Annotated in this window: 26 protein-coding genes and 1 tRNA gene; 8 read left to right on the plus strand and 19 right to left on the minus strand. The window is 62.8% G+C overall.

All coding sequences use genetic code 11. From position 1 onward, the window contains the following. Nucleotides 1–37 precede the first annotated feature (37 nt). From alr to rsfS, 7 genes are all read right to left on the minus strand, one after another. The gene (gene alr, locus C9427_RS30185; RefSeq protein WP_107652700.1) at nucleotides 38–1,189 is read right to left on the minus strand and encodes an alanine racemase; all 1,152 of its coding nucleotides are present in this window, start codon (nucleotides 1,187–1,189) and stop codon (nucleotides 38–40) included. Between the two features lie 85 nt (nucleotides 1,190–1,274). After that, nucleotides 1,275–1,796: an RNA pyrophosphohydrolase gene (locus tag C9427_RS30190; RefSeq protein ID WP_107652674.1), complete on the minus strand. Its 522-nt coding sequence runs from the start codon at nucleotides 1,794–1,796 to the stop codon at nucleotides 1,275–1,277. Nucleotides 1,797–1,798: 2 nt separating this feature from the next. Continuing rightward, complete coding sequence (locus tag C9427_RS30195; protein ID WP_107652675.1) at nucleotides 1,799–2,968, minus strand: divergent polysaccharide deacetylase family protein; 1,170 nt, start codon at nucleotides 2,966–2,968, stop codon at nucleotides 1,799–1,801. A 227-nt stretch (nucleotides 2,969–3,195) separates the two neighbouring features. After that, the gene (locus C9427_RS30200) at nucleotides 3,196–4,521 is read right to left on the minus strand and encodes a S41 family peptidase (protein WP_107652676.1); all 1,326 of its coding nucleotides are present in this window, start codon (nucleotides 4,519–4,521) and stop codon (nucleotides 3,196–3,198) included. Between the two features lies 1 nt (nucleotide 4,522). Continuing rightward, nucleotides 4,523–5,851, minus strand: coding sequence for a murein hydrolase activator EnvC family protein (locus tag C9427_RS30205; RefSeq protein ID WP_107652677.1), 1,329 nt, complete (start codon nucleotides 5,849–5,851; stop codon nucleotides 4,523–4,525). 171 nt (nucleotides 5,852–6,022) lie between these two features. Beyond that, nucleotides 6,023–6,505, minus strand: coding sequence for a 23S rRNA (pseudouridine(1915)-N(3))-methyltransferase RlmH (gene rlmH, locus C9427_RS30210; protein ID WP_107652678.1), 483 nt, complete (start codon nucleotides 6,503–6,505; stop codon nucleotides 6,023–6,025). 109 nt (nucleotides 6,506–6,614) lie between these two features. After that, nucleotides 6,615–6,992 carry a ribosome silencing factor gene (rsfS, locus tag C9427_RS30215; protein WP_023678068.1) on the minus strand — a complete coding sequence of 126 codons (378 nt, stop codon included), beginning with the start codon at nucleotides 6,990–6,992 and terminating at the stop codon, nucleotides 6,615–6,617. A gap of 243 nt (nucleotides 6,993–7,235) precedes the next feature. Between rsfS and C9427_RS30220 the strand changes: the two genes are divergently transcribed. The 3 genes from C9427_RS30220 to C9427_RS30230 all read left to right on the plus strand — a co-directional run bounded on the left by C9427_RS30220 (nucleotide 7,236) and on the right by C9427_RS30230 (nucleotide 9,705). Further along, on the plus strand, nucleotides 7,236–8,096 hold the full coding sequence (locus C9427_RS30220; protein ID WP_107652679.1) for a mechanosensitive ion channel family protein: 861 nt from the start codon (nucleotides 7,236–7,238) through the stop codon (nucleotides 8,094–8,096). Nucleotides 8,097–8,374: 278 nt separating this feature from the next. After that, nucleotides 8,375–8,848 (plus strand): carboxymuconolactone decarboxylase family protein, encoded by a 474-nt coding sequence (locus tag C9427_RS30225; RefSeq protein WP_107652680.1) that lies wholly within the window; start codon nucleotides 8,375–8,377, stop codon nucleotides 8,846–8,848. Beyond that, entirely contained in the window at nucleotides 8,848–9,705 is an 858-nt protein-coding gene (locus C9427_RS30230; RefSeq protein WP_107652681.1) for a sigma-70 family RNA polymerase sigma factor, read from the plus strand. The genes C9427_RS30225 and C9427_RS30230 overlap by 1 nt, the downstream gene beginning before the upstream one ends. A gap of 34 nt (nucleotides 9,706–9,739) precedes the next feature. Here the strand turns inward: C9427_RS30230 and C9427_RS30235 are convergent, their stop codons facing one another. From C9427_RS30235 to obgE, 5 genes are all read right to left on the minus strand, one after another. After that, nucleotides 9,740–11,038, minus strand: a complete 1,299-nt coding sequence (locus C9427_RS30235; protein ID WP_167434540.1) for an MFS transporter — start codon at nucleotides 11,036–11,038, stop codon at nucleotides 9,740–9,742. Nucleotides 11,039–11,113: 75 nt separating this feature from the next. Further along, nucleotides 11,114–11,746, minus strand: coding sequence for a nicotinate-nucleotide adenylyltransferase (locus C9427_RS30240; RefSeq protein WP_167434541.1), 633 nt, complete (start codon nucleotides 11,744–11,746; stop codon nucleotides 11,114–11,116). 205 nt (nucleotides 11,747–11,951) lie between these two features. Beyond that, nucleotides 11,952–13,238, minus strand: coding sequence for a glutamate-5-semialdehyde dehydrogenase (locus C9427_RS30250; RefSeq protein ID WP_107652684.1), 1,287 nt, complete (start codon nucleotides 13,236–13,238; stop codon nucleotides 11,952–11,954). Nucleotides 13,239–13,241: 3 nt separating this feature from the next. Continuing rightward, entirely contained in the window at nucleotides 13,242–14,441 is a 1,200-nt protein-coding gene (gene proB / locus C9427_RS30255) for a glutamate 5-kinase (RefSeq protein ID WP_107652685.1), read from the minus strand. 2 nt (nucleotides 14,442–14,443) lie between these two features. After that, entirely contained in the window at nucleotides 14,444–15,475 is a 1,032-nt protein-coding gene (gene obgE / locus C9427_RS30260) for a GTPase ObgE (RefSeq protein ID WP_107652686.1), read from the minus strand. 101 nt (nucleotides 15,476–15,576) lie between these two features. On the opposite strand from obgE, the gene C9427_RS30265 reads away from it, so the two are divergent. Continuing rightward, entirely contained in the window at nucleotides 15,577–16,446 is an 870-nt protein-coding gene (locus C9427_RS30265; protein WP_107652687.1) for an endonuclease/exonuclease/phosphatase family protein, read from the plus strand. Between the two features lie 179 nt (nucleotides 16,447–16,625). Here C9427_RS30265 and C9427_RS30270 read toward each other — a convergent pair whose 3' ends face one another. The 3 genes from C9427_RS30270 to C9427_RS30280 all read right to left on the minus strand — a co-directional run bounded on the left by C9427_RS30270 (nucleotide 16,626) and on the right by C9427_RS30280 (nucleotide 18,424). Then, the gene (locus C9427_RS30270; protein ID WP_107652688.1) at nucleotides 16,626–17,213 is read right to left on the minus strand and encodes a GNAT family N-acetyltransferase; all 588 of its coding nucleotides are present in this window, start codon (nucleotides 17,211–17,213) and stop codon (nucleotides 16,626–16,628) included. A gap of 117 nt (nucleotides 17,214–17,330) precedes the next feature. Beyond that, on the minus strand, nucleotides 17,331–17,600 hold the full coding sequence (gene rpmA, locus C9427_RS30275) for a 50S ribosomal protein L27 (protein ID WP_006327539.1): 270 nt from the start codon (nucleotides 17,598–17,600) through the stop codon (nucleotides 17,331–17,333). 119 nt (nucleotides 17,601–17,719) lie between these two features. Continuing rightward, nucleotides 17,720–18,424, minus strand: coding sequence for a 50S ribosomal protein L21 (locus C9427_RS30280; protein WP_107652702.1), 705 nt, complete (start codon nucleotides 18,422–18,424; stop codon nucleotides 17,720–17,722). 346 nt (nucleotides 18,425–18,770) lie between these two features. Here C9427_RS30280 and C9427_RS30285 point away from each other — a divergent pair. Further along, nucleotides 18,771–18,860 (plus strand) — tRNA-Ser (locus C9427_RS30285). A gap of 149 nt (nucleotides 18,861–19,009) precedes the next feature. On the opposite strand, the gene C9427_RS33920 is transcribed toward C9427_RS30285, so the two are convergent. Continuing rightward, nucleotides 19,010–19,279, minus strand: a complete 270-nt coding sequence (locus C9427_RS33920; protein ID WP_146172611.1) for a hypothetical protein — start codon at nucleotides 19,277–19,279, stop codon at nucleotides 19,010–19,012. Between the two features lie 206 nt (nucleotides 19,280–19,485). On the opposite strand from C9427_RS33920, the gene C9427_RS30290 reads away from it, so the two are divergent. After that, nucleotides 19,486–19,773 (plus strand): exopolysaccharide production repressor protein, encoded by a 288-nt coding sequence (locus C9427_RS30290; protein WP_107652703.1) that lies wholly within the window; start codon nucleotides 19,486–19,488, stop codon nucleotides 19,771–19,773. Nucleotides 19,774–20,858: 1,085 nt separating this feature from the next. Then, a complete protein-coding gene (locus C9427_RS30295) occupies nucleotides 20,859–21,047 on the plus strand; it encodes a hypothetical protein (protein ID WP_245437220.1) in 189 nt (62 codons plus the stop codon). Nucleotides 21,048–21,955: 908 nt separating this feature from the next. Here the strand turns inward: C9427_RS30295 and C9427_RS30305 are convergent. The 3 genes from C9427_RS30305 to C9427_RS34265 form a co-directional block, all read right to left on the minus strand. Next, nucleotides 21,956–22,252 carry a VanZ family protein gene (locus tag C9427_RS30305; RefSeq protein WP_107652705.1) on the minus strand — a complete coding sequence of 99 codons (297 nt, stop codon included), beginning with the start codon at nucleotides 22,250–22,252 and terminating at the stop codon, nucleotides 21,956–21,958. Nucleotides 22,253–22,527: 275 nt separating this feature from the next. Further along, entirely contained in the window at nucleotides 22,528–23,418 is an 891-nt protein-coding gene (locus C9427_RS30310) for an FHA domain-containing protein (protein ID WP_107652690.1), read from the minus strand. A 320-nt stretch (nucleotides 23,419–23,738) separates the two neighbouring features. After that, nucleotides 23,739–23,993, minus strand: coding sequence for a hypothetical protein (locus C9427_RS34265; RefSeq protein WP_167434542.1), 255 nt, complete (start codon nucleotides 23,991–23,993; stop codon nucleotides 23,739–23,741). Between the two features lie 705 nt (nucleotides 23,994–24,698). Here C9427_RS34265 and C9427_RS30320 point away from each other — a divergent pair. Next, nucleotides 24,699–24,830: a YodC family protein gene (locus tag C9427_RS30320; protein ID WP_245437221.1), complete on the plus strand. Its 132-nt coding sequence runs from the start codon at nucleotides 24,699–24,701 to the stop codon at nucleotides 24,828–24,830. Nucleotides 24,831–24,937 lie beyond the last annotated feature (107 nt).

Genomic DNA, 24,937 nt, shown 5'->3' on the forward strand with positions numbered 1-24,937 from the left:
AAGCGCGTCGCACGATTCCGTGCAAACGCGACGCGCTTTAGCCGTTCACGTAGCGCCGGTGAAAGCGATGGCCGAGGCTGGTCAGGATTTCGTAGCCGATGGTGCCGGCATGGCCGGCCGCCTGGTCCACCGTCTGCGATGGCCCGATCAGTTCGACCAGGTCGCCCGCCTTCAGCCTGCCGGGCGGCAGCGCCGAAATGTCGAGGATGATCGAATCCATCGACACGCGTCCGAGGAAGGGCAGTCGCACGCCTTCGAACCAGGCGGCCGAGGCGGCACGTCGATGCCAGCCGTCGGCATAGCCGAATGAGATCGTCGCGGCAGCCAGCGGAGCCGGCGTATGGAAAGTATGGCCATAGCCGACACCGGCACCGGCCTCCAGCATTCGCGTCTGGATGACCTTGGCCTCCAACCGCACCACCGGCAGCAGCGGGTTCGGTTCGGCCGGCGTCGGATTGATGCCGTAGAGCGTCGCACCGGGACGGGCGAGATCATAGTGAAAGCGCGATCCAAGAAAGATGCCGGATGAGTTGGCGAGCGAAGCCGGCGCCTTCGGCAGCATCTTGCGTAGCCGCTCGAATTCCAGTCGCTGACGCTCGTTGGCCGGATGCGCGGGCTCGTCGGCGCAAGCCAGATGGCTCATCACCAAGGTCACGTCGATACCGTCGAAAGCCCGTGGATCCCCGGCGACGGCCTCCACTTCCACTGCTGCCATGCCGAGCCGCGACATGCCGCTGTCGACCTGGATCGCCACGGGCAATTTCCGGCCGGCGCGGCGGGCAGCCGTGCGCCAGGCCGCCAGTTGCTCCACGCTGTTGATGACGGCGGTGAGCCCGGCTGCCTCCGCCTCCCCTTCCGCGCCGGGCGCCATGCCGCTCAGCACATGGATGGCGGGCACCGGACCCAGCGAGCGACGCAAGGCGATCCCTTCGCTCAGAAGTGCGACAAAGAATGTGTCGCAGTCTTCCCTGGCCAGCGCTGCCGCCACTTGCGCCGCGCCGAGCCCGTAACCATCGGCCTTGACGACCCCTGCGCAGCGCGCGCCGCCGAGCCGCGCCTTCAGTCGCCGGTAGTTCTCGCGGATCGCACCGAGATCGATGGTCAGGATCGCGCCAGCCGCCGCCTCGGTAATCGTGACGCTTTCGGCGGCGGCCCCTCCCGGAACGGATTTTTTGAGGACGTCGTTCATGCCGGCCTTGCTCGCTGCGGACTGGCCATCAATAAGGCCATGCTGCCGATGCGGCAACCATGGCCGGCACGCAGATCGCGGGCAGCTACGCCACCAGATGCCGGAATGCCGTCACCACGTCCTCATAAACCCTGCGCTTGAACGGCACGATCAGGTCGGGCAAGTCCGGCATCGGCCGCCACGCCCATTTGTCGAACTCGGCGGTGTGGCCGCCCGGCGGCGGATTGATCTGGATCTCGCTTGCGTCGCCATGGAAACGGAAGGCAAACCACTTTTGTGTCTGGCCGCGATATCGGCCCTTGAAGGCAACGCCGACCAGATGCGCCGGCAGGTCGTAATTAATCCAGTGCGGCGCCTCCGCCAGCAGCGAGACCGAGCGCATGCCGGTCTCTTCATACAGTTCCCGTTCCGCCGCCTGCAGCGGCTCCTCACCCTTGTCGATGCCGCCTTGCGGCATCTGCCAGAGCCGCGTCGTGCCGGCAAATTCGCTGTCCGGTTCGGCAATACGATGGCCGACCCACACCAGACCCTCGGAATTCAGGATCATCAGCCCGACGCAGGGGCGATAAGGCAGCGTCTCGGGGTCGATCTTCTTTGCCTTCGCCATGCTCAACCTTTTTGCGGGTCGATCGCCACTGCCGAAATCGGCACGATCTCGATGCCGCGCTTCCTGGCCTCGATCACCCAGGAAGCCACCGTGTCGACCGTCAGGTCGAAGGCCGAGCCGATGCCGACGGCGGAGCCCTTGGCGCGGGCCGTCGCTTCGAGCTGGTCCAGCTTCTTGAGAATGGCGCCGCGGTCCTGCACGGCGTCGATCGCCGTGTCGCCCGCCACGAACGGCACGCCGTCCTTCAGTGCCAGTTCGGGGGCGAGGCTGCGTGCCGAGGAGCCGTCGTCGACATAGGCCAGGCCACGCTTGCCGAGCTCGGCCATGAACGGACCCATCGCCGTCGCGTCGGCAGAAAAGCGCGCGCCCATATAGTTCATCACGCCGGTATAGTTGGTCGTCCGCGACAGCGCCCAGCGCAGGCTCTTCAAATTCTCGTCCGGGCTCGCCGCGATCGTCAGCGTATTGCGGCCGGGATTGACGTTCGGATAGTCGAACGGTTCGAGCGGTACCTGCATGACGATCTCATGGCCGCTTTGCCGCGCCGCCTGCATCCAGCGGCCGATGCTGTTGCCTTGCGGCGCGAACGCCAGCGTCACCTCTGCCGGCAGCTTGGCGATGGCCGCCTGCGTGCCGGTCTGCGACACGGCGAGCCCGCCGATGACGATCGCCACGCGCGCGCCGCGCGCCCCGGACCACGGCCGCGCATAGACATCGAACGGCCGCCTGCCATCGGCGGCACGGACCGGCAACGGGCCGGTGTCGCCGGCTTCGATCAGTGCCCGGTCGGGAAGATGGGCGATCTTCAGGTTCTGGCCGATGGCCGAAGGGTCGCGAATGACAATCGCAGCTTTAGGAGGAGCATCGCCCTCTTCGGTCTCGACATGGATGATTTGCGGGCCGCCGGTTTTGGGGGCTGCTTCCGCTTTCGGCGCCGCCGCTGGCTCGGTGGCCGGCGCGGCGGCGGTCGTCACCTTCGGCGTTGAAACCGCGATGACCTCCGGCTTTCGAAACGGCTTGTCGCGCAGCGCGATAGCGCCGGAGACGCCGATCACGGCCAGCACGACGAGCGCGGCCGTGACCGCGCGGGCGCTGATCCTGCTGCCGGCCATGCGTGTCGGCCGGACGGCCAGTCCGAGCGGGCGTTCGATATCCTTGCCGATGTCAGCCAAGCCGCATCCCCAAGCGCGTGATCCGAAAAGTGAAACTCACTTTCCGTGTGAGATCCCGCGCGAAAATCCACATCGCTGGCGCATTACTCAGACGTATGGCGCTCCAGCCGCGGTGCCCCCGAATCAAACTGCCGGAACCTCGCGGCCCCGGCAGCATCGCATCGCTTCGATCAGGCGGCCATAGCTGTTTGCCCGGCCGATCGACCTTTACTGGTTCAAGACTGCCCCTACTGGTTCAATACAGCCTTGTCCGGATTCGGCGGGAACGCCGGATCGGTCTTTTCGCCGCGCAGAAGCTGCTCGGCATAGATGAGCTGCAGGTCGTCCTTCGGCTCCGGCGGCACATAGGCTGCCGAACCCGAACCGGTCGTGCCTTCGTCGGCGCCCTTGATATGGCCCTTGAGGTCCGATTCGCCGCGCGTCAGGTCCCTGCCCTGCAGTTCCGGCGGCAGCGGCTGGTCGACCTTGATGTCGGGCGTGATGCCCTTGCCCTGGATCGACTTGCCCGACGGCGTGTAATAGAGCGCCGTCGTCAGACGCAGCGCGCCGTTCTCGCCAAGCGGAATGATGGTCTGGACCGAGCCCTTGCCGAAGGATTGCGTGCCGACCACCGTGGCGCGGCGCAGATCCTGCAGCGCGCCGGCGACGATTTCGGACGCACTGGCCGATCCGCCATTGACGAGCACGATCAGCGGCTTGCCGCCGATGTCGTCGCCCGGTCTGGCGTCGAAGCGGGTGACATCCTTCGGATCGCGGCCGCGCGTCGAGACGATCTCGCCGCGGTCGAGGAAGGCGTCGGACACGCTCACCGCCTGGTCGAGCAGGCCACCCGGATTGAGTCTGAGATCGAGCACATAGCCCTTGAGCTTGTCGTTCGGCACCTGCTTCTTGATGGTGTCGATGGCGTTCTCGAGGTCGTCATACGTCTTTTCGGTGAAGGAGGTGATCTTCATGTAGCCGATGTCGTTCTCGACCCGGAACTTGACCGCCTTGACCTTGATGATGTCGCGCACCACCGTCAGCTCGATCGGCTTGTCGGCGCCCTGGCGCAGGATGGTGAGCTTGATCGGCGTGTTGACCGGCCCACGCATCTTCTCGACCGCGTCATTGAGAGTCAGGCCGCGAACCTCGTCGCCGTCGATCTTGGCAATGTAATCGCCGGCCAGCACTCCCGCCTTGGCGGCAGGTGTGTCGTCGATCGGCGTGATCACCTTGACCAGGTCGTTCTCCATGGTGACTTCGATGCCGAGGCCGCCGAACTCACCCTTGGTCTGCACGCGCATGTCCTGCGCTTCTTCGGAATTCATGTAGGAAGAGTGCGGGTCGAGCGACGTAAGCATGCCGTTGATGGCGTTCTCGACCAGCGACTTGTCGTCGGGCGGCGTCACATATTGCGCCCGCACCCGCTCGAAGATGTCACCGAAGATCGCCAGTTGCTTGTAGGTCTCGGAGCCCGCAGCGTTCGCCGTCGAGCTTGGCGCACCATAGACCAGGCTCATCGCGGATGCACCCATCAGCGCACCGGCAAACAGAAGCGACAGTTTCCGCATCATCTCACGTCCTTCCAGAGAAACGGTCCGCCCACCATGGGGTCGGATCGACGGGTTTTCCATCCTTGCGGAACTCGACGTAGAGCTCCGGCGTGGCATTTCCATTCTTCGAGGCCGAGGTGCTTGCCACCCGGGCCTCCCCCATCGCACCGACCGGCTCTCCTGCGAGCACCGACTGGCCAGACGCGACGCTGATTCTGCTCATCCCCGCCAGAACGACATGATAGCCGTCACCCGCGTTCAGGATCAAGAGTTGACCATAGGAGCGAAAAGGTCCCGCATAAAGCACATTTCCATCCGCCGGCGCTGTGACGATGGCTCCCGATTGTGTCGCAACCATGTCGCCGAGCATCACCGCGCCGTTACCGTCATCGGCGCCGTAACGCCGCTTGATCTTGCCGATGACCGGCAGCGCGATCTGTCCCTGGAGCGCCGCAAACGGCGCTGCGGCGGTAAGCCGGTTGGCTTCCGGCACCGGCAGCGACGCCAGTTCCGGCTCTGCCGGGGCCTTGTCGGCGTCGGCGGACTTCTGTTCGGCCGCCTTGGCTGCGTTCGCCGCCTTGCGCGCCTTGTCGGCCTCCAGCGACGCGATCAGTTCCTTCAGGCTGCCGGCCTTGGCCGCAAGCGCCTGGGATCGCTGCTCTTCGGCGGCCAGCGCCGTTTGCGTGTCAGCCTCGAGCTTCTGCTTGGCTTCGAGCAGCATGCTTAGCCGCTTCTTTTCCGCCGTTTGCTCGCCGACGGCCGCCGTCAACCGTGCCCGCTCGGCCTCGATCGAGGCCGTCACCCGCGATTGCTCCTTGAGGTCGGCCAACAGGATCTCGGTCTGCTGGCGCAATTCCGGCACCACGGCGCCAAGCAGGATGGCGCTGCGCACCGACGACAGCGCGTCCTCCGGCTTGACCAGGATCGCCGGCGGTGGATTGAGCCCCATGCGCTGCAATGCGCCCAGCACCTCGGCCAGGACGTCGCGTCTGGCGGCCAGCGAGGCGCGGATCTTCTGCTCCTCGCCTTTCAGCCCTTCCAGCTTGGCGCCGATGTCCTCGATATCCTGACCAAGCTTCTGCTCGGTCATCGCCGACTGGATCAGCGCCGCGGTGATCGAGGCATGATCTTTCTTGATCGTCGCTATGTCGGCGGCGAGCTTGGCCAGCCGCTCGGACGACAGCGTGATATCCTTCGAGACCTGTTCGTATTCGGCCCGGCTTTTGTCCGGGTCGGGCGCCTGGTCGAGCGTGTTCTCGGCCCTGGCGGCACTGAGCGACAGCACGAACGCCACCGCCGCAATACCGCAGCCGTGCAGAATGCTCGCTCTCGATCTTTCAATTTCAGACATTGAGCCCCGACTCTATGCGTGGCATCGTTAACGAACAATCAACCATGTTCGACAGGCCTGCCAACGGCACACAACTTGCCGCTGCATTGGGGCGGAAATCCGGGCAGCCCGCACCATCCATCGGTTCGCCACCGGTTTCGACTAAAGCCGGTCATGAACGGGGATGGAAACTCACGACCGGTGATAGGGATGCCCGGACAGAATCGTGGCGGCCCGGTAAAGCTGCTCGCCCAGCATCACGCGGACCAATTGATGCGGCCAGGTCGGCGCGCCGAACGACACCATCAGATCGGCCTGATCGCGCAGCGATTGATCGTGGCCGTCGGCGCCGCCGATGGCAATGACCAGCGCCTTGCGCCCGCCATCGCGCAGCAGGCCGATGCGACCGGCGAAATCCTCGGAGGAAAGGTTCCTGCCGCGCTCGTCGAGCAGCAACAGCGCGGTACCCGGCTGCAAATATGTCTGCAGCTTCTGGCCTTCCTCGCGCCGCCGCTCGGTGGCAGTCTGGGCGCGGCCTTCCGCGATCTCGGCAATACCGGCAAATTCGAGGCCCACAGTGGGGCCGCTTTTGGCGAAGCGCTCGAAATAGCGGTCGGCGAGCTGCTTCTCGGGGCCGGCTTTCATTCGGCCCACGGCATGAACTGATATCTTCATCCTACCTCAAGGAGCCGCTGATGCATGTCGCCCCAAAAGCGCGCCCTCAAGCTTCAGCCGAAGGTGCGCGCCGGCTTGGCACAAAGACATGCATCAAGACAAACACGGCTCAGTGCAAGGTCTCTTCCTCGAGGTCCGGCGCCTGCCACATCTTTTCGAGATTGTAGAAGTCGCGGACTTCGGGACGGAAGACATGGACGATGATGTCGCCTGAATCGATCAGGACCCAGTCGGCGCCTGCCAGCCCCTCGACGCGCGCCGTGCCGAGCCCGGCATCCTTGAGCGCCTTGAGGAGATGATCGGCGACTGCCGAGACATGACGGTGCGATCGGCCGGACGCGACGACCATATAGTCGCCGAGGCTCGATTTTCCCTGGATGTCGATTGAGACGATGTTTTCGGCCTTGGAGTCTTCCAGACTGGCAAGGACTGTCTTGATGGCGCGGGACACGGCGTCGTTTACGCTGATCCCGGCCGGCGAAGGCACGATATCGGCCCTCTTCCGCAGTGCTGTTCTCAGTGTATTTCCTTTCGCAGCAAGAACAACCAAATCACCCGTGAAATCAGGTGACACCGCCTAGATAGGCAGAGTTCCGTTGCAGTTTCAAGACGGCAGCCTCCGCTGCCGCCAAACGCTTTGCCTGCCCAGGAGTTCCAGCCCGCGAAAAATATCGGAACCCTTGGCGCTTTGCAGGGGTTATCGGCGCATCGACCAACCGGATTTTCCCCCATGCCGATCGACCCGCAGAACGCCGTCCTCACCGTGCAAGCAGGCCTTGCGCAGCTCAGCACGCTGATCGTCTCCTACTCCTTCTCAGCCATCGGCGCCGTCATCCTGCTGGTCGTCGGCTATATCGCCGCCGGCCTCGCCGAGCGCTCGATCTTCGCCGGCCTTGGTCATATCCACGGCTTCGACGCGACACTGCGCCATTTCTTCTCGAAGATCGTCCGCTACGCCATCCTGGTCCTCGTCGTCATCATGGTGCTCGGCCAGTTCGGCGTGCAGACCGCCTCGATCATTGCCGCCATCGGCGCCATTGGCCTGGCAATCGGCCTGGCGCTGCAGGGCACGCTGCAAAATATCGCCGCCGGCATCATGCTGCTCGCGCTGCGGCCACTGCGTATCGGTGAATATGTCGAGGTCGGCGCCATTTCCGGGACCATCGAGGAGATCGGGCTGTTCGCCACCCGGCTGCGGACGGCTGACGGCGTCTATATCCTCGCCCCCAATTCGACATTGTGGAACCAGCCTGTCCGCAACTATTCGCGCAACGGCGTCCGTCGCGGCGACATCACGCTGACCATCGGCTCGTGGAACGACATCGATCTCGCACAAAAAACCATGCTCGGCGTCGTCGCCGCCGAGCGGCGCGTCCGGCGGGAACCGGCCCCGATCGCCTTCGTCGCCACCGTCGGCGACAGCACCGTCGCCATCACCTTGCGCTACTGGACCACGGCCGCGGATTTCTTCGCCACCCAGATCGACCTCACCAAGCGCGCCAAACAGGCCTTCGACGCCGAAGGCATTTCGGTTCCTGCGCCCCCGCCCGAAGCGCCACGGCAGGAAGCCCCCGCCACAACAAGGCAATAATCGGAACGGCCGCACACGACTCCAGGGCGGGCACACCAGCCCCTCGCTGATGAAAGGCCTCTACTACCCACCGTCAATGCACGTTTGGCCGCCGGCGTTCTTTGGCGTTGATGGGCCGAGGGTCTATTCCTTCGCTCAGTCCAGAATTTCTCACCATCTTGCGGCATGGCGCCGAGCCGCGCTCCGCCCAGCGACATGCACAAAATTTGGCGTGCATGTCACACCGGCGGATCCTGGCTCGTCATGATGATGTCGGAACCAACAGAAGGAAGCCAATCATGACCGCCAAACTTAATCTCTTCGCCGCCGCCCCTTCCCTGATGAAGGAATGGCAGCGCGCGGCCCTCGCCATTTCCTCCAGCCTCGAGCCCAGCCTGAGCGAGCTTGTGAAGATTCGCGCCTCCCAGATCAACGGCTGCGCCAACTGTCTCAATATGCATACAGTGTTTGCCCGCGAAAACGGCGAGACCGAGCAGCGCATCAACCTGCTGCCGGCATGGCGCGAAGCGCCTTGCTATACCGACCGCGAACGCGCCGCGCTCGGCTGGACCGACGCGCTGACACGGATGTCCGAAGGACATACGCACGAAAGTGCCTATGACGCCCTGAAGGCCGAGTTTACGGAGGAGGAGCAGGTGAAACTCACTTTGATGATCAATGTCATCAACGGCTACAATCGCCTTGCGGTTGGCTTCAGTGCCTGGGCCGATCCGGCAGCTATAAGGTCCGCCGCCAAGGCGGCCGCCGCCTGATGATGACCGCGGAGTCTGAGCATGCGGCGGCGAATTTCGAGCCGCTGCGTCCAAAGCTCATGCGCGTCGCCTACCGCATGCTGGGCTCCGTGGCCGACGCCGAGGACATGGTGCAGGAGGCCTTCATCCGCTGGATGAGGACCGACCGCACAGAGGTGCGCGAGCCCGAAGCGTTCCTGCGCCGCACGGTCATGCGCCTCTGTCTGGACCAGCTCAAATCGGCACGACACCAGCGCGAGACCTACATTGGACCCTGGCTTCCCGATCCCGTCGTCGAGGACGACGAAGCGGAAGACGTCACCTTGCCACTAATGCTCGCGCTGGAACGTCTTTCTCCGCTCCAGCGGGCGGCCTTTCTGCTGCACGATGTGTTCGGTTTGGGATTTGAAGAGGTCGCCGCCGCCATTCAGCGCGACCCCGCGGCCTGCCGCCAGCTCGCTGCCCGTGCGCGTGCCCAAGTGCGCGAGGCGCGACCCCGCTTTCAGGTGGAAAAACAACGTGGCCTGGCGCTTGCCGAGGCCTTTTACGCCGCATCGCGCAGCGGCGATATGACGGCGCTTGGCGCGATGCTGACGGCCGACGTCAGCGCCCATGCCGATGGCGGCGGCAAACGCCCGGCAGCCACGGAGCCGGCCCTCGGGTTCGACGCCGTTATGCAGCAATACGAGCGGGTGGCGGCATGGCTGCGCGTGAATGGCTCGACACTCGTCCGTGTCGGTTTCGTCAATGGGTTGCCGGGTTTCGTCACGCTGGAAGCCGATGGCGAACTTCAGACCACCGCACTCGAAATCGAGGATGGCAAGATCGCGGCGATCTATGTCGTGCGCAACCCCGACAAGGTCAGGCATCTGCACTGAAATGCCTGAACTTGTACCCGGTTGAGTACAGGCTCTAATCGTCGGAGCGACCGCGCTGTTCCTCCGGCGCGAAGGCCAGTTCCACCGGCAGCGGCGCTTGCGCGCTCATCGGCGCGAAATTGCCGGTCTCCGTGGCTGGAACGGCCCGCGTCGTCGTCACCCGCCACAGCACGAACAGGCAGAACGCAGCGGCGATCACGATGGCCACATAGATGAAGGTCTGCGTGCCATAGACGACGGAAAGCCCGGTCACGATGCCGGGAACGATGAAGCCCGCCAGCGACCACGCAAACAGAAGCGAACTGGACAGCGCCACCATGTCGTCCTTGCTGGCGCGGTCGGCGGCATGCGCGCTGGCCAGCGAATAGATCGATTCCGAGGCCCCGTCCCAGACTATGTAGATGACAACGAGCGCCGCCAGCGCGCCGCCGTCGAAGCCGAGCGCAAACAGGCCCGCCGCCAGGGCCAGCGCCGAGGCGGCGATCAGCACATAGCGCCGGTCGGTGCGATCGGAAATCCAACCCAGCGGAATCTGCAGGATCAGCGTTCCGACCGGCATCGCCGACAACAGCAGCGCCACATCCGCCTGGCTGTAGCCCTTGGCCGTGGCATGGATCGGCGCGAAACCCGAAATCGCCATCGACAGACCGCCGACGGCCAGCATGCCGGCGACGCCCACTGGCGAAATCCGCCAGGCCAGGCCAAGCGCGACCGATGCAGCCTGCGGCGGCGGCGGCTGGGCGAGCCGCGTCAGCCCCACGGGCAGGATCGACAGCGCGGTGAAGGCGATGCCGATCAGCGGCGCCTGCGCCGTCCCGATATCGACCGCCGCCAGCGCGGCGTAACCGACGCCGAGCCCGGCGACATAGGAGACATAGAATACCGCCATGACCCGGCCGCGTATGGCGTTGGCGACGGCATCGTTGAGCCAGCTCTGCGCGACGATGAACAGGCCGCATATGGCAAAGCCATAGAGCGCGCGCGCCGCGATCCACAGCAGCGGGATCGTCCCGGCCCCGACGGCGGCATTGGACAACACGATCAACGCCGACAGCACCATGAAGGCGCGGGCATGGCCAACACGCCGCACCAGCGGTCCGGTGAGGATGCAGCCGGCGAGGCCGCCGGCCGAAAGGCCGGTGATGATCAGCCCGGCCCAGGTCGGATCGAAACGCTCGGCACCGAGGCGAACCGGTATATAAGCGAACATCAGCCCATTGCCGACCGCGACCAGCGCCATCGACAGGATGACGCTGGCAATGGCGATCGTCGGCGCCGACGGGCTGCCTTGCGGCGGGTCGTGTCTGGTCTGGTTTCGCTCGAGCGTCGTCATCTTGGCGCAGGATCGCCTACTCAGCGGCGAAAGGACGCCGCAAAAGCGACATCGGCGGTCTTGCCCCTTGTGGGCTCAGCCCTTCGCCATCTTGCGGATGGCGCTCGACGACAGCGACGAGCGCGGGCCGTGGATGAAAGTCCAGGCCGGCGCCTTCATCCGGGCGAGACGCGGCGCATCGCCCTCGTCGACGCGGGCGTAGTCGAAGGTCTTGGCGACGACCGACGACAGGAAGGACAAGGTCGCTCCCGGGCGGTCGATCACCGCGATCGGGAACGTCATGACGATCTGGCGCCAGCGTTGCCAGCGGTGGAAATCGCGCAAGCTGTCGGCACCCATGATCCAGACGAAGTCGACGCCGGGATTGCGCGCCTTGACCAGCGCCAGCGTGTCGGCGGTGAAGCGGACATGATGCGCGGCCTCGAAGGCGGTGACCTTGATCTTTGGGTTCCTGGCAGTCTGCTCGGACAGGCTGAGCCGCTCCGTCAGCGGCGCCAGTTCCCGCGTATTCTTGAGCGGATTGCCGGGCGTCACCACCCACCACAGCTGGTCGAGCGCCAGACGCCTCAGCGCGATCTCGGCGACCAGCGCATGGCCGGCATGCGGCGGATTGAACGAACCGCCGAACAGGCCGACAGCCAGGCCTTTTTCGGCATGCGGCATCTTGAGATAGCGAGAGGAGACAGCGGGCTGAGGGGACGACAGCATGGTGCTAGGCACCCCCCTCTGCCCTGCCGGACATCTCCCCCTCAAGGGGGGAGATTAGCAGCTTCGTCTCAGGCGCAAATTCTGCGAGGCTGACAATTGGAGAAAGCGGAGATGACAGCCAATCTCCCCCCTTGAGGGGGAGATGCCCGGCAGGGCAGAGGGGGGTCGACGCGCGCAACGCCTCAGGCTCTAGCGACGAAAAGCGTCAAGGCCGCACCTGTCCCGACCCGCGCACGCGGTATTTGAATGACGTCAGCTGCTCGACACCAACGGGCCCCCGCGCATGCATCTTGCCGGTGGCGATGCCGATCTCGGCACCCATGCCGAACTCGCCGCCATCGGCGAATTGCGTCGACGCGTTGTGCAGAAGGATCGCCGAATCGATCTCGTTGAAGAATTTTTCGACGGCACTCGCGTCCTCGGCGACGATCGCCTCGGTGTGGTGCGAGGAGAACGTCTCGATATGCTCGATCGCGCCGGCAACGCCGTCGACCAGCTTCACCGCGATGATGGCGTCGAGATATTCCGTCACCCAATCGGTCTCGGTGGCGGGGCGGGCATCGAAAAACAGCTTCAGCACTTCGGCATCGGCATGGATTTCACATCCTGCCGCGCGCAGCGCGTCGAGGATCGGCACCAGATGGGTTGCCGCAACGGCACGATCGACCAAAAGCGTCTCGGCGGCGCCGCAGACGCCGGTGCGCCGCATCTTGGCGTTGACCGCGATCTTGATTGCCATGTCGAGATCGGCCGAACGGTCGATATAGAGATGGCAGATGCCTTCGAGATGAGCAAAGACCGGCACCCGCGCCTCGCTTTGCACCCGCCCGACCAGGCTCTTGCCGCCGCGCGGAATGATCACGTCGAGACTGCCGCCGAGGCCTTTCAGCATTTCGCCGACGGCGGCGCGATCGGTGGTCGGCACCAGCTGGATGGCGTCCTGCGGCAGGCCGGCTGCCTTCAGGCCCTCGACCAGGCAGGCATGGATCGCGGCGGAAGAATTGAGCGAATCCGACCCGCCGCGCAGGATCACAGGATTGCCGGCCTTGAGGCAGAGCGCCCCGGCATCCGCCGTCACGTTCGGCCGGCTCTCATAGATGACGCCGACAACGCCAAGCGGCGTGCGCACGCGCTCGATATGCAAGCCGTTCGGCCGGTCCCATGCGGCGATGACGTCGCCGACCGGATCGTTGAGGTCGGCTATTTCGCGAATACCGTCGGCCATGGCGCGGATGCGCGCCGGATCGAGCTTCAGACGATCCATGAAGGAGGCGGACAGCCCCGACTCATGGCCATTCGAGATGTCGATGGCATTGGCGTCGAGAATGTCCTGCTCACGAGCGATAATGGCGTCGGCCATGGCGAGCAGCGCTGTATTCTTGGCGGCGGTCGTGGCGATGGCCAGCGGGCGGGCGGCGGCACGGGCGCGGCGGCCGATATCGGCCATCAGCGCCACGGTGTCATCCCGGGATTTTTCATGCAACTTCAGCATGGCTCATCCTCCGCTCGTTATATGGTCGTCCACCCGCGTCTGGTCACCGGCCCGCACTTGGTCACCCGCCCCTACTTGGTCACCAGCATGGCTCACCACAAGGTCGTCGCGGTGGATCATCGCCGAGCGTGCTTCGTAGCCGAGCACCGTTTCGATCTCCCCCGTCTTCAGGCCTGCGATCCTTACGGCATCGGCGGCATCATAGGCAACCAGCCCGCGCGCGATCTCGCGACCCTCGGGCGACAGGATCGCCACCGTGTCACCGCGCGAGAAATTGCCGCTGACCAGCTTGACGCCGGCCGGCAGCAGGGATTTGCCCGACTTGAGCGCGCCGATGGCGCCGGCATCAACGGTCAGCCGTCCCGCCGGCTCGAGCTGCCCGGCGATCCATGTCTTGTAGCCTTTGACCGGATTTGTACTCGGCTTGAAGAAGGTCGCCCGCTCGCCACGCTCGATCGCCATCAGCGGCGACAGCCGCGTCCCGGCGGTGATGATCATGGCGGTGCCGGCGGCGGTGGCGATCTTGCCGGCATCGAGTTTTGTCCGCATGCCGCCGCGCGACAATTCGGACGCCGCCGCACCGGCCATTGCCTCGATGTCAGGGGTGATACGGTCGACCAGCGGAATGAACTTGGCCTGAGGGTCGCGGGCCGGCGGCGCCGTGTAGAGCCCGTCAATGTCGGAGAGCAGCACCAGCAGGTCGGCGCCCATCATCGTCGCCACCCGCGCCGCCAGCCGGTCATTGTCGCCATAGCGGATTTCGGAGGTCGCCACCGTGTCGTTCTCGTTGATGACCGGCACCGCCTTCATCTTCAGCAGCGTCGAGATCGTGGCGCGAGCGTTGAGATAGCGGCGGCGCTCCTCGGTGTCGCCGAGCGTCAGCAGGATCTGGCCTGATTTCAGGCCGCCCTTGCCGAGCGCATCCGACCAGGCGCCGGCCAGCGCGATCTGGCCGACGGCGGCAGCCGCCTGGCTTTCCTCGAGCTTCAGCGCCCTTTTTCCCAGGCCGAGAATGGTGCGGCCGAGCGCAATCGCCCCGGACGATACGACAAGGATCTCAGCGCCGTCCGCGGCCAGCACCGCAATATCGTCGGCCAGCGAGGCCAGCCAGTCGCGCTTCAGCCCCGATGAGCGGTCGACAAGCAGCGCCGAGCCGATCTTGACGGTGATGCGCCGGTACTTTTTCAGCGAATGCGCGGCCATTGCTATTTTTCCCAGCGCGTCTCGACCGGGGCGGCAGCGGCATTGCGTGCCTCGGCCACCACCGCCATCAGGGCACGCAGCACTGCCTCGACGCCTTCGCCGGTGACGGCCGAGAGCAGCATCGGCGCGCGGCCGGCGGCGCGTTTCAGCGAAGCGACCTTCTTCTTGCGCTGATCGGCATCGAGGATGTCGACCTGCGAAAGCGCCACGATCTCGACCTTCTCGGTCAAGCCGTTGCCATAGGCATCGAGCTCGGCGCGCACGGTCTTGTAGGCCTTGCCCGGATTGTCTTCCTGCGCCGAGACGAGATGCAGCAGCACACGCGTGCGCTCGACATGGCCGAGGAAACGGTCGCCGATGCCGACGCCTTCATGCGCGCCCTCGATCAGCCCGGGAATGTCGGCGATGACGAATTCGCGCCCGTCGATGCGGGCGACACCCAGGCCGGGATGCAGCGTGGTGAAGGGATAGTCGGCGATCTTCGGCTTGGCCGCGGTGACAGCGGCGAGGAAAGTCGACTTGCCGGCATTGGGCAGGCCGACCAGGCCGGCGTCGGCGATCAGCTTGAGCCGCAGCCAGATGTTCATCTCTTCGCCCGGCAGGCCGGGATTGGCGCGACGCGGCGCCTGGTTGGTCGAGGTCTTGAAATGCTGGTTGCCGAAACCGCCATTGCCGCCCTTGGCCAAAAGGAAGCGCTGACCGACCACGGTCAGATCGCAGATCAGCGTCTCATTGTCCTCGGCAAAGACCTGGGTGCCTGCCGGCACTTTCAGCGTCACGTCGGCGCCCTTGGCGCCGGTCATGTTGCGGCCCATGCCATGTATGCCCGTCTTGGCCTTGAAATGCTGCTGGTAGCGATAGTCTATCAGCGTGTTCAGCCCATCGACCGCCTCCAGCCAGACATCGCCGCCACGGCCGCCATCGCCGCCGTCGGGACCGCCGAACTCGATGAATTTCTCGCGCCGGAACGACACCGAACCGGCGCCGCCGTCGCCGGAGCGGATGTAAACCTTGGCCTGATCGAGAAATTTCATCGGATTGCGTGGTTTCTGCTGTTGGCTTTGCGGGATTGCTCTAAACCAAGGCGGGGCGAAGGGCGAGGCCGTTTTGTGACCTTGGCTGGAGAGATATCGCGATGAGGCTTGTAACCTACAACATTCAGTACGGCATTGGCCTCGACGGACGCTACGACGTCGGGCGCATTGCCGATGCCGTGCGCGGCGCCGACGTGATCGCGCTGCAGGAGGTTACCCGCAACAACCCCAAGAATGGCGGCCGCGATATGGTCACCGAACTCGGCGACGCCTTGCCTGATTACTTTGCCGTCTATGGCAGCAATTTCGAGGCCAACATCGGCTCCGGTATCGAAAACGGCCGTGCCATCACGAGAACCTTCCAGCTCGGCAACATGGTGCTGTCGAAAACGCCCATCCATCTGTCGCGCAATCTGCTTTTGCCGCGCAGCCGCAGCTTCGAGGCGATGAACTTCCAGCGCGGCGCGCTGGAAGCCCTGGTCGAGACGCCGCTTGGCTTCGTCAGATTCTATTCCATCCATCTCGATCACCGCAGCCCCGTCGAACGCGTGAGCCAGATACAGTTCCTGCGCCAGCGCCTGCTGAACTACGCGCTCGAAGGCGGCGCACTGTCCGGCGTCGCCGAGATCGGCCTGCCGGAATTGCCCCATCCCGAAGCCTTCGTCGCCATGGGCGATTTCAACATGCTGGCCGGCTCACCCGAATATGTCGAACTCGCCGGCCGGCCGGACCATGAATTCGGCATGCCGCTGACCGCCGACTTTGCCGTCGATGCCGCCATGCGCCTCAACGTGGCCGATGCCGATCTCGTTACCTGGGTCGATCCCAAGCGGCCCGTCGACACCAGCCGCCACAAGCGCATCGACTATGTCTTTTCCAGCGCCTCGCTCGCCAGTTCGCTGAAGCGGCTTTGGATCGACCGGCAAGCCGTCGGCTCAGATCATCTGCCGGTCTGGGTCGAATTGGCCTGACCTCAACTTTCCGAACCGTTGGATCGAAGCCATGCGCCGAGGTGTGTCGAGATTCAGGTCAGGCCGAACCGAGAGTGGTGGCTTCCGAGAACCGGAGCGGAGCGTACTCTAGGTACGTGAGCACCGGAAGCGCAGGAAGCCGCCATTCGCAGGCCGGCCTCACCTGAATATCGACACACCTAGAAATGCACCCAGTTCCTGAGGCTGGTCCAGGTCTTCCTGTCCAGACGGTAGCGCTCGACCGGCACCTGGCCGGCGACGATCGAGTTCAGCATGCCCTGGCCGGCATACTGGAAGCCGCATTTGTGGATGACCCGGCGCGAGGCCGGATTGATGACCCGGGTCGAGGCATGCAGCACCTGGATCGACGTCTTCTGGAAGGCGAGGTCGACCAGCGCATGCGCGGCCTCGGTCGCATAGCCGTGCTTCCAGTAGGGCTCGCCGATCCAGTAGCCGAGTTCCAGCCCGCGGTCGGTGGTGTTGAGGCCGGCGCAACCGACGAAGATTTCGGTACCGGCCAGCGTCAAGGCATAAGCGATCCCGGCTCGGCGCGATGCCGCCATGGCGAGGAAGGCGCGGGCCTCGGCCTCGCCATAGGGATGCGGCATGCGGGCCAGCATTTCGGCGACATGGCGGTTATCGGCAAGCGCCACCAATTGCCCGATATCGATTTCACGCGGCGGCCGCATGACCAGCCGCTCGGTCGCGAGCACCGGGCAATCGATCGCGTAACTTTCGTCTTCCGTGTCTTCCGCTTCGGCAACCATGTCAGTCCTCCAGGCACAAGAAAAAGGGGAGATGGAAACCCATCTCCCCTGATCCTTTTCCTGGCTTGGCCAGACACCGGTCCCGAGATGGGTGCCGGTGTTGTGGTGCGGAACCGGCTACTCCGCTGCTTTGGTAATCGGGTTGACCGATACGTAGGTTCGGCCGTTGGCTTTTTTGTTGAAGGTGACTGCGCCGGCTTCGAGCGCAAACAGGGTGTGATCCGTGCCCATGCCGACATTGACGCCCGGATGCCACGAGGTACCGCGTTGACGAATGATGATGTTGCCCGGAATCACGGCTTCGCCGCCGAACTTCTTCACGCCGAGCCGCTTGGAATGGGAGTCGCGACCATTGCGCGACGAACCGCCAGCTTTCTTGTGTGCCATCTAACTAACTCCGATGCGCCGCAAGGCGCCTAAAGGGTCTTATGAACGCGTTCGCGTTCCGTTTCAAGTCCGATCCGGCGACGATTGCGCCGGCTCGTTTTACTTCTTCGCCAGCTCGCCTACTTCGCCAAATCCTTGGCCTGCTCGCGCCAGTCCTTGATCTGGTCGGCGCTGAACGGCATGTGCTCGTCGATCTTGGCGACATCCTTGTCGGTGAGCTTGGCGATCTGCGCGAAGGTGGTGATGCCCTGTTCGTTCAACTGGCCGGCCGCAACCGGGCCGATGCCCTTGATCACGGTCAGGTCGTCCGGCTCGCCCTTCGGCGCCTTGAACAGCGTCGCGGCGGCGGTCTCGGCCTTGGCCTCGTCTTTCGGGGCAGCCTCTGCCTTGGCTTCCTTCTTGGCCTTGGCCTCCTTCGGCGCGGCCTCGGCCTTCGCCTCGGGCGCTACCTCTGCCTTGGCTTCGGTCTTTGCCTCGGACTTGGCGGCGGCCTTCTTCGACGGCTTGGCGCCGCCCAAAAGGATCTCGGCGATCCGCACGGTGGTCAGAAGCTGACGATGGCCGATCTTGCGGCGCGAATTCTGCCGGCGGCGCTTCTTGAAAGCGATGACGGTGCGGTTCTTGCCCTGTTCGACGACTTCGGCAGTGACCAATGCGCCATCGACGAACGGCGCGCCGAACGTCACATTCTCGCCCTCGCCATGCGCGAGCACATGGCCGATCTCGACGATATCGCCGACCTGGCCTTCGACTTTTTCGATCTTCAGGAGATCGTTGGCGGCGACGCGATACTGCTTGCCGCCCGTTTTGATGACTGCGAACATTTTTTGCCTTTCGCTGTTCGGTCGGCCTTGATGAGCCGCATCACGCGGTTCGGCCGTCTTTTTGTCAGTCTGCGGGTTCAAAAAACAAGCGGCGCGGAAGAACCCTCCACGCCGATTGCGCGCTGTCCCTAACCGAAGGTTGCGTCGAAGTCAAGGCAAACGGCGCAAAGCAAGCCGGCGGCTTTGCCCAAGGCAAGCCAATGGCATTGGCATAGGCGCTGGCAGGTATCGAAGGACGAACTCTACGGCCCGCAGAGATGCCTGATATCGGGCAGATTGGGCCTTGTAACCTGCCTGTCCAGCCGTTATCTAGTGCGCCGCGCCGGCAACGGCGGACCATGACCGCGGAGAGGTGGCAGAGTGGTCGAATGCACCGCACTCGAAATGCGGCATGGGTGCAAGCCCATCGGGGGTTCGAATCCCTCCCTCTCCGCCAATTATGCATTCTAAGATATTGATTTACAACGAAATTCCGACTCTATAAACTCCAACCTCTAGGCGCATTCCTAATGCCGGGGTGTCCTTAAATGTCCGCTTCGCCCCCCGTGAGGGCGTGCTTGAATTATCTGGTCGACGGAGCGCCACTCAGCGCGACGTCGCCCCGAGCCCGTCGGTCAGCCTCGGGGTCAGCCTCAGGCTGGAATCGATCTGCAGATGGATAGCCAGGACATCGAAATCCGCCATCCCGAGTTCGGCGTTTTCCTTGGTCTCCTGATCAAGCATTTTCTGCAGGTCGGAAATTCGAGTTCGGATCTGGACCAGATCAGCCAGCGAGTAGGCGGGTGAAAAAGAACTTCGACCGCTTGTCAAAAAAGCGCTGATCGATTGGTTCGACGGGTCTCCTTCCGCGATCACGCCATACGCGCCGGTGCCCCAACTGCTACCTTATTGGAGCTACGGAACTGAAAAACTCCGTCTGGCCGGCGTCGAACCCCAACTACCCCACCCCCGCCAACTGACGCCGGCCATTTTCGCTCCAGCAGTCCGGCGCTACGCCGACCCATACTTGCGCAATCGCTAAAATAATGAAAAGCTCGCCCTACCATTGGGGAATGGGGGCGATGTACTTTCCGCAGTTTCTTGTCGGAATGGTTGTTACGGTGTGCGTGATCGGGGCCTGGACCTATGAGGCAACAGGCTCGGTTCGTATAGCTGTGGCCTGGACCGCCCTCACAGCAGTTCTTCTGCAGGTCGGCTACTTCGCGCTCTTCGTCAGGCTCGTCTTCAGGCGGAACCCCGCTGCGGACGCAAAAGCACGCACTAACCCCCAAACCACCGCGATGCAATCGTCGCCAGAAGGCAGCGAACCCAAGATCGAACAGATGGCTACGACAGTCAAAGAGCTGTGAGAACCCTGCGACCAATGGACGATACTACTCTGAAAACCGTTGGTCTTTATCGGTGCCCAGGTACTCCGCCATTTGTTTGCGTATCGGTGGGGCCCAGACACACCTATCTTGACCAAGCTGTCTACCGCGCGCACGGCTATAAGCCTGACTTCGATGCGCTGCCTTGGGAAGCGGAGTTCAGGGCCGCGAAAAATCGCTAATCTGGTTTAGTGACCGCGTTAAGCCTGCCCACTTACGCCATCACGTAATTATCGCACCACACGCTTTTCGTTGCTGCGGACCCCCGCGAGGCCGGCGCTAGGTTTACCCCACCGGCCCCCAAGCGGCGCCGGCCATTCTTCCCTGAAACTTTCAGCCTGCAAGCTGCGTATTAGGAATAGACGGTGGGCTGCAAGGCTTTTTGCGGGGGCTGCGGCCTGCCGTCGCTGCATCCCATCTGCTCCTTGCTGAGCGCTGGTTAAAGCGACGCCGAACCGTTTGTCCATTCGATCGAGGAACCTTTATCCATAGCCAAGTGTTGTACCGTTCGTGACGAGACTAACGGGAGGCAACGCTTGGCCAAGTATCTAGTTCATGAAATGCACCACGATGACGTCGTCACATGGCGCATCCTCAATGCATGGACACCGAGCCAAGCTGCCCACAAAGCCGAGCAAGACATTTCGGAGCCCAATTGGATCCGGGTCATGGATGATCAAGACAAGGTATATGAGTTTCCGGGCTCGCCTGCTTCATCCAAGTTAACCATCACTGGAACTGCTGCGGATTCCAGCGCTTCTTCACCTTCGGCATGATCTCCTCGATCCGGACCTTGTCGCCGATCTCTTTCGCCACCGCTTCCGCCATGCGCCGTGGACTTTAAGGATGATACTCATCGCCATCTCTCTTCAAAACCGTGTCGCAACCGCAAGATCAAGACTCTCTCATGTTTAACCCTTGCGGGTCGGGTCAGTTCACGGCCGCCCGCGAGCCCGCCCCACTGACACCGGTTCCGACCCATAAGAGCGCTCGGAAGAAAACATGCCGCCAGTGACGGGTCAGGCCATAAGGGAACGATCCGGTCCACCATGAGTTAGTAAATCGTGATGAACACCATGGACCCCCACGGACGCGCGATGGCCGATGCCAGGGAGCGCATCAAGCGGACCGAGCTCGCGCTTGAACGCGCAGAAGAAATGCTGGCAGAGAATATGGCGTTGTGCAGCAGGATACGCGCGCAGCGGTGTCTGGTCGAGGCCGCACACCGCCTGGTCGAGATCGATCCCCAGTGCTGACGGTGGCTGAAGGCCTAGCAGTTTCAGCCAGCGTCTTCATGATGACTGCTCCAAGCGGGGATTGGCTTGGAGAATGAAGTCGGTTGCCGTTGGTTCTGCGGTCCATTTCCGATCTTGACGTGTCGGAATATCACTAGTCGCTGCCAACCTTCTAAAAGCCGCAATAGGCGTAAGTGAACGAGCGTCTCATCCGCAGTCGGGCTCCGTCACGTACCTTTGGTCAAGGTCCTTGAATGGCCGTTGAGGGCAATGCGCTATCCGCGCTCACGATTGGATTATCTGCTGGGTCATGAAGCCCCTTTGGGACCATGAGAGCCAGAACAATTGCCACAGCTATGGATGCAATTATGGTGACCGTGCCGGCTAAATCTCTCATCAAATACTGCTCGCCTTGTCTCGAAATCCGAGCGTTAACGAACTCGCTGGGCGCCTGTTCCGCCCAAAAGTCTTTGAGGTGGTAGGATGCGACGTTATGGCAACAGGTCCGTCCGCCGAAGATCGCCAATGCGGCCTGGCTCCGAGTTCCCACGATCGGTCTGCTGCTCTCACATGGCCCGTCATCCACTCCGGCCACGTCCAACAAGGCTGCTGTACACACGTGTGGTAGAATGCGGTCGGCCGACACAACTGGTGCGATTTGACAGTTCGACAGGGGAGCGCCGTCGCGCGGCAAGCCCATTAGCTTTAACTAATTGTAGACCGCGCTGTCTCAGAATAGGACAGCGCGGTCTCTGTCAGTGGCCGCGCAGGCGGCTCCGACTTTACAGGTAACCCCTACCCCTGAGCCGGAGTCGCCACTTTCTATCTACGAGAAGCGGTTTGAAGCAACCGTTACCAGGCATTGTTTCCAATGCGTTTCGCGGATCGATCGACTACGAGCATTCACCCTGCCGCGACTCGCTCCTGAGCTACAAGGATTTTCGCTTGTCATATCTCAGGGCGACGGTGAAGTTGCTCATCCAGTTCCCGATTTGCAGACCAAGACCCATACCGACACAATCGGCAGCCCAATCCCAGGCGTCACGATCGCGACCAATCATCTGAAGCCCTTGAACAACCTCGATGACTGCGCCGGTCAGGATGAGGAGACAAGTCAGCTTTCCCCTACTGTCCGGCCAGGCGAAATATCCGGTGGTCGCCAGCACGGCAAACGCAACGGCATGATCAAGCTTGTTGTGACCAAGGGTGATGGCGACACCAAGCATCTGCCAAAGCCACTCAGGCGAGAGGGTTAGCAGGAGAACAGCACCCAGCGTGACCAGAAATGCGGTCTTCGCAGTGGCTCGATACTGTCCTAGATACGCCAAAGATTCTCTCTGCTCTTTATCTCAAAATTCAGGCTGTCGGTTGCGCCTACAAGATGTGAATTTCACTTTCAGTAATTGGGCGCATCGGTCGAACGGATGAGGGAGGCCGCCAGCGGTGAGATCGTCGCGGCCGCCTGAAGCCGGGTAAGATCAGCCAACGAGTCCGGCAGGGGTCAGTCTGAGACAATTTCGTAGTGAAGAACCTGGGCGTCGCCGAGGGACGGCCTCAGTCCAGGCGAGATGACGCCGGAGCCGAAGAGGAGAATATCTTCGCGGCGCACGAATACTTCATGGCCGGGTCCCATCGACACAAATGTGCCCGACGAGCTTCGCTCGACAAGCCGGGCCCTGCCATTCGAAATAGTGAAGGTCGCGTGGTGCCTTGAAACCCACGGCCGCTGGACGACAATATTGCATTCCGGAGATCGGCCGATGGTGACGAATTCGTTATTTCGACAGGATCGCAACTGATCTCCATAGCGGATGACCAGATTGATCTGCTGCGGCGAGGCGGATCGCTTTTCGATAATGGTGCCCCGGCTGGTGATCTGAGTATTGAGGGGCCCATCGTCGCTCCACAGGGTATAGACATCGAAGAGTTCTTGCTTCCCCTTCAAGGCCATCTTGTCGAGGAGCCGCAAGCCACTGCGGCTCCCCGCGGAAAGGGCTTCGCAGAAGCTCTGGCTGATCAGCACCTCCCCGGGGTTGGCCGTGGTGGACAACCTTGCGGTGACATTGACAACGTCACCGAAGACCTCGCCCCGCATGCGAATGACCGCCCCAAAATGCAATCCGATACGGGCGCTCAACGGCCCTTCCGTCAGTTTGCAGCTGATTTGGCAGACGGCCCTCAGCGCCGCCTCCGGGCTCTCGAACAGGCTGAGTACGTCATCGCCTTTCGAATGAATGAAATCACCGCCGTGCCGGGCGACGATCTCGCGCATCGCGTCCAGGCAATTCGAGACCTGTTGCATAGCGGCATCGTCGCCGATGCGCTCATAGAGGGGCGTGCTGCCCACGACATCAGCTAAGAGGACTGCGGCTAGAAGTCTTTCCTGATCCATCGATCTCGTATCCGCACCGAGAATTCAGCGTAATAACACACCACAGTTGCCTTTAACTTATCTATATCTAATTGCCCGCTTCGTGGGGCAGCATTGCGCAACATCTCTCTTTTCGCGGCGGCAGGGCTCGCGACCATCCTTTGCACGGCTGGTCCGGTTCGGGCCTGGGGACGCCTAGCTCGCCGGCCTGGTTTGCCACGGCAGCCTACTTCCGAAATCGCTGGCGCAATGCATCCAGAATGAAGGCCTTTCGGCCCGTGGAAGGCATCCGCTAGAGCAAACGCAGCCTTTGCGACGCTCGCCAAGAAGCCGGGAACACTTCATTGCTTGAGGAATGTCCCAGTGTAGTGCTGGCCGGCAAGCGCAACGGTTCCGGCCAGCACCCCGTCGGGTTGCATCACGAAGCTGAGATCCGCGCCATTCGGGAGGCGGCCTAACTTGAGCGTAGTCCCTGCTATTCTTCCAGCACCGCTGGCCTCTCCCGGAAAATTGTCGCCTAGCATCCCCCAAGCAAAAGCAGCTGTCACTTTTCCATTCGCAGCAACAGTCTGGACCGTCAGCTTGGATTCATCCATTCCCTCCAGTCGTCCAACCCAAATTCCCGAGAATGCTGCATACTTGGGTGGAACAGCCTTGGTAGGAGGAATGACTGTGGCCGGCTGGTCTGAAATTGCTGGGGCACTAGGCGTGGCGGCGGAAGACGACGCTGGCGCGGACGGTGGCGATTGTTCTGGGGGCGCCGATTGGCACGCTGCTAGTCCGAGCGCCGTTAAGCCAAAGATTGCTTTGCGCAGATGATGTGCCATTTTCCGAAGCTCCCAGGGCCCATCAAAACACATCTGGGCGACAACACCTGTATGCGCTGCCTTGCTGCCTTGCTGCCCAAGCAATGCTAAAGGGCAATTGGGTCGCTAAATCCACAGAAATTTAGTTTTTTGGAGCACCAGTTCATCCAACGCGCGATATCTGCCGCAGTTTCGGCAGCGGGGGAAAGATGATTGTCAGGCTAGGCCGCGTCACGCGGTCTGCAAGAGCTGAACACAGGAACATCCCGAGCGCGCGATTGTCACACGTGCCAGAGACGCAGCGGACATTGCTGCAACCGCACAATTAGCGCACAGGCGGCACAATCATCATCCTTGCGATGCAACCACTGCTTGTCGATGGGCGCCATTGGTGATTACCTCTCGATGTTTTTGTTTGAAGTCCCTGGGAGGAACATCATGGCGGACAGTTTCAAAACGGGAGATGTCGTCAAACTGAAGTCCGGCGGCCCGAACATGACGATCAACGATCATGCTGCCTCCGGCATGTACCTTTGCAACTGGTTCAATCGCGAGGGTGATATCTGGACCCCTCAACACGCCGCTTTCAAGCCGGACCAGTTGATGGCGGTCGACCGATCTCAATGACTTGAAGACGCAAGCCGAGCGCTGCCCACCGGCTAGATTTTCCTTAGCGAGAGAACAGCCGCAGAAACGTTCGGGAGCGCCAGGCGATCCGAACCGGCTGGCTGCTA

The organism is Mesorhizobium helmanticense (assembly GCF_003034915.1).
Taxonomy (GTDB): Bacteria; Pseudomonadota; Alphaproteobacteria; order Rhizobiales; family Rhizobiaceae; genus Mesorhizobium; species Mesorhizobium helmanticense.